The organism is Shewanella sp. (genome assembly GCF_013214165.1).
Taxonomy (GTDB): domain Bacteria; phylum Pseudomonadota; class Gammaproteobacteria; order Enterobacterales; family Shewanellaceae; genus Shewanella.
Genome location: NZ_JABSSM010000155.1, coordinates 1 through 4,481 on the forward strand (window position 1 = coordinate 1; position 4,481 = coordinate 4,481).

3 protein-coding genes are annotated in these 4,481 nt (G+C 43.5%); 1 reads left to right on the forward strand and 2 read right to left on the reverse strand.

What is annotated here, in order from left to right:
- Nucleotides 1-316 (reverse strand): two-component regulator propeller domain-containing protein (locus HRU42_RS20715; protein ID WP_295033941.1); only part of this gene is annotated, 316 nt, incomplete at its 3' end.
- A 403-nt stretch (nt 317-719) separates the two neighbouring features.
- Nucleotides 720-3,509 carry an insulinase family protein gene (locus HRU42_RS20720; RefSeq protein ID WP_295033943.1) on the reverse strand — a complete coding sequence of 930 codons (2,790 nt, stop codon included), beginning with the start codon at nt 3,507-3,509 and terminating at the stop codon, nt 720-722.
- Between the two features lie 327 nt (nt 3,510-3,836).
- On the opposite strand from HRU42_RS20720, the gene sixA reads away from it, so the two are divergent.
- Nucleotides 3,837-4,307, forward strand: coding sequence for a phosphohistidine phosphatase SixA (gene sixA, locus HRU42_RS20725; RefSeq protein WP_295033945.1), 471 nt, complete (start codon nt 3,837-3,839; stop codon nt 4,305-4,307).
- Nucleotides 4,308-4,481: the final 174 nt, after the last annotated feature.

Genomic DNA, 4,481 nt, shown 5'->3' on the forward strand with positions numbered 1-4,481 from the left:
AGTAATGTTTGAACTCTTTGCCATCAAAACGATTAAGACCGTTAAGTGTCCCTATCCAGACATATCCATCTTTATCTTCTACTAGTGATGTTACTGTGCTTTGTGACAAGCCCTCGGGGACACTGTAAGTGTCGGCATTTAGGAGGATGGCAGCTTGTTTCTGTTCTACAGGTATTGTACTGCTTGATTGAGGTATTTTATCAATAGCGTGCGCCTGGCCGAAAAAACAGAGGGCCAGTAGGAGGGGGGTGATTGTTTTCATCATCGCGTTTGGCATCATTTTTAGTTTGATTATTAGCCAGTAATGCTTAGGCAACAGGGATTTAACCTCACTTTTTCAGAAAGTGAAGACTTTGTCAAAATTTGAAGAGAAATTGTTTAGTGATAATCATTATTGATTAATGCTTGGCTGTTGTTTTATGCCTAGTAAACCCCTTTGTTTGACCATAAAAGCTAGATTGTTCTGAGTATTTAGGTTATTTGACTGAAAATAGGGTGTTTATTGGACTTCTAAAATTTGTTGGGAATTCCCGCATAGTTTGCTGGAGAGGCGGGATTTGTTCAGGGCTCTGAATGTGACAGTTCAATTTCTATCACAAGTCAGAGCCGAGTCGAATGAGTTTAGTTTTTAGTTTCGTTCTTAATTTAGCTTGTATCTCAATAGCTAGATACAGGATTAAACCTAAACGGCTAAATGTAAATTGCCTGATTTTTAGAGATTAATAGCTGAATTTATTCGCTTGAAGCTTAAAGCTGCGTAAGTCGGTGATCATCTTGTCTGAGCTTAGGCGCTCTTCATGTCTGTGATTGTCGCCTGTGGTGAACAGCACTAGGCGATCACAGAGTTTGTTACGCATTTTTTGCATCATAAACTTGATCACATCGGCGCGAGTCAGCTTTTCAATCTCTTTCACGACGAGTTCTCGTTGGTTAAAATTATAATCCTTATTGCCAATGCTAGTCCAATAGCGCTGGCCTCGAGTCTTAAGGTTGGCATCGTGCTCCATGACTTGGTTGATAAGCCCTTGTTTAGTGAGTTCCCACTGTTGATTCGTGATCTGCATCACGGCGTAGTTAAAGTCGGCAATAAACTCGTCAATGGCTTCTAACAGCTGCAGAGGGCTAGATGTTGGTGACTGGATATAGAATATGATCCCTGGATAGCGATTAAGGGGTAAGTAGCCCGTACCTACCATATAGCCCAGCTGTCTCTTGGTTCTGAGTTCGTGAAAGAAAGTTGAAGACATGGTGTGATTCAATAAACTGAATAGGGCCATGGTCTCAGGATTCGATTCAGAAGCTTGATAGTAGATGATGATGCTGCTGTCTTGGTGAGACGCGGTAATTTCACGTAGAAGCGTGCCCTTACCCGACAGGTTAACTAGTTCTCGTTCCGATCCCCCGCTGGGTGATGAAACCAAGGAGAGGATATGATCGAGTCGCTTGCCTAATGTCTTAACTTCTTCGACCAGCCAATCGCCGTAGACTAGGCCTTCGAGGTGGATTTTCTCATAGAATTTTCTGACGTGGTCATGTAGATCTTCTAAGGTTATCTCTTCTAACTCTTCAGCCATGCGCGATGGCTCATAACTGCGTTTTTGCAGCGTCACCGTTAAACTAGTGAAGAGCTGTGAGATTGGCTTAGCTCTGGTTTGATTATACCAATTTCTCAAAATTTGACGTTTAATTGAATTAAATCGATTTTGAGTAAAATTTCGTTCTCTGGCTTTATTGATTAATAGCGATAATAGCGCTTCTTGTTTACCGGTAAAGCCTGTCAGATGTAAGGTGATACCACCTTGGTGAGGATAGATGTTGTAACTTAGCCCAGCCACTTCGGCTTGATAGGTATATTCAACCAGGTAGTCGAGCAACATCTCAACGTAGAGCCTAGTTAGCGCGGCATTTCGGGCAGACGATGCAGCATGTTCTGAATCAAGTGATAGATACATATGTCCCTTAGGGACATTGAACTCATCATCTTTACGGTGCCAGATCCGATAACCTTCCTCTTGGGACACGATAACAGGGGTCTTATTTTGACTCTTTTCGGGGCGAGCAATGGAGTCGGATATGATAAATGGATTCGCGGTCGGTAGCTTGAGCTCAGGTCTGATTTGAACATGACTCCAGGATTTGAGCCTTGCATCTGCAATGGGTTTGATCTGATATGGCGTATGGTACCAGGCAGCTTGCCGATCCGTATCTAATTCCGGTGCTATGATCTGGATGCGCATATTCGAGGGTGTCATCTGTTGCAGTAAGCCTAAGGTTTCCTTAATATTTAGGCTATCCATCTTATAATCACCATAAACCAAATCTTCCACCTCATAATGATGCATATTGATGCTGAGGTGGCTGGCCAGATCTAATGTTCGGATCTGCTCTTGATATCTAAATGCCAGCTTGAGTAGATTTGCCCGTTCTTGATAGCGCCAGTCTTCTAGGCCTTGGGTTTTAATGAGTTCGATATATTCAAAAGCGCAGCGAATGACCGTATCCAGGTGAGTGAGTCCTTTCTCCGTAAGCTGAATACTGATGTTGTAATCTTTAAAGTTATAGCCATTGACTCCCCCCCCGGCAGATAGGTTGATAGCAAACCCTTGTTCTTTCAGGTAAGAGAGAAGGCTACCATTACCTTCATAACCCAGTAAATGGCTGATAAAGGTCAGTGGCTTGTGTTTGTAGAAAGGATCTATGGCCGGCAAGTTGAACGTGATCGCCACGCGCTTCTGTTCTTTGAGCGGGATGATATGCAGCTGGGTTGTCAGTTGCTCTTGTTGATAAATAGGTACCGTCGGGTAGTGCTTCTCAAGTTGGTGATTGTTTACTTTGCTGAAATATTGCTCTGCCAATAATTTAAGTTCATCTAGCGGCATGGGGCCTACCAGACACAGAGTCATGATATTCGCACTGTAATGGCTGCGATAAAACTCGACTAGCTCCTCTCTGAGGATGGATTCTTCGCCGCAGAGTGTTTTCAAATTGCCCACAGAAAACTTTGAGAAAGGATGCTCTGGATTGACCGTCTCTTTCTGCACTTGATAGGTTCGACGAATGTCATCCTTAAGCTTTAAACTAAATTCAGACTCTATGGCATGTCGCTCACGATCAACAAGCTCTTCGTTAAACAAGGGGGCGATAAAAAACTGGCTGAACCTATCTAACGAGTCCTCATAAACATCGGCATTAATACTGAAGAAGAAATTGGTGTGTTCAGTACCAGTCCAGGCGTTATTGTTGCCGCCATGCCGATTGATAAATGCATGATACTCGCCTGAGTCAGGGAATTTTTCTGTGCCCAAGAACAGCATATGCTCGAGAAAATGTGCCATGCCAGCCCGCTCAACAGGATCATCGAAATGACCCACATTGACCACCATAGAGGCAGCGGCTTGGCTGGCTTCCATATCTGCAACTAGGAGTACACGCAGACCATTGTCGAGTACTAGGTGCTGATAGCGACGGAGATCATTTGGACTTTTGATGATTTGCAAGGATTCTGACAAGTAGAAGACTCCGTCTGATTGACTTAACTAAGCTTAAATGACTAGGCTTAAATAACTAGTCTCAAATTACTAGGTTAACTATGAGGTATCATTGGGAAAATACTAGCTATTTATCAGAAATAAAAAGCGAGTAGTACATTTTGGTCTCCTTATCCGGCTTTAGCAAGTCTCTATAGAGGTTAAATATTCTCCATCTAGAGTCTCAATTTTGAAAGATATAGAGATCCTAAGTCTATTCGACTAATTAATAACTTAAATAGGGTTTGTGCCGATGACTTTTGCGGCTACAATTGGCATATAACGATAAAAATGAGTAGCGAGAGTGGTATGCAGCTATTTTTAATGCGTCATGGTGAAGCGAGTTATCAAGCTCACTCAGACAGAGAACGAACCCTGACCGATACGGGCCGGTATCACACCTCTTTAATGAGTAACTGGCTGGCCAAATCTGTGCTTGAGTTCGATCTGGTGCTTGTCAGCCCCTATTTGAGAGCACAGCAAAGTTGGCAAGAAGTCAGCAAACACTTTCCCGAGCCTAGAAAGTGGGTCGTGCTCGATGAATTGGTTCCATCGGGGACCCCTATCACTGCTGCAGATCTCACCTTGGCGTACGCCGAGCAATATAAGGCAGACAAGGTGTTAGTGATTGCTCACATGCCCTTGTTGGGTTATATGGTGAGTGAATTGGTTGCCGGTATCGATCCGCCTCTTTTTGCGACCTCAGGGGTGGCATTGATAGATAAGCATGGCGAGTGCGCAACTCTGGTATGGCAACATGCCCCCCACAGCATCAGTTAAATGTTTGTCATTACCTGCTATTTAGAGTCGATTTATTTAAAACCATTAGGTTTATCCAATAAGAAAATAGTGTGGCTGTTGACTGTTTTCTTTGATTGAATCTGCTGACACCTGACACCTGACACCTGACACCTGACACCTGACACCTGACACCTGACACCTGACACCTGACAC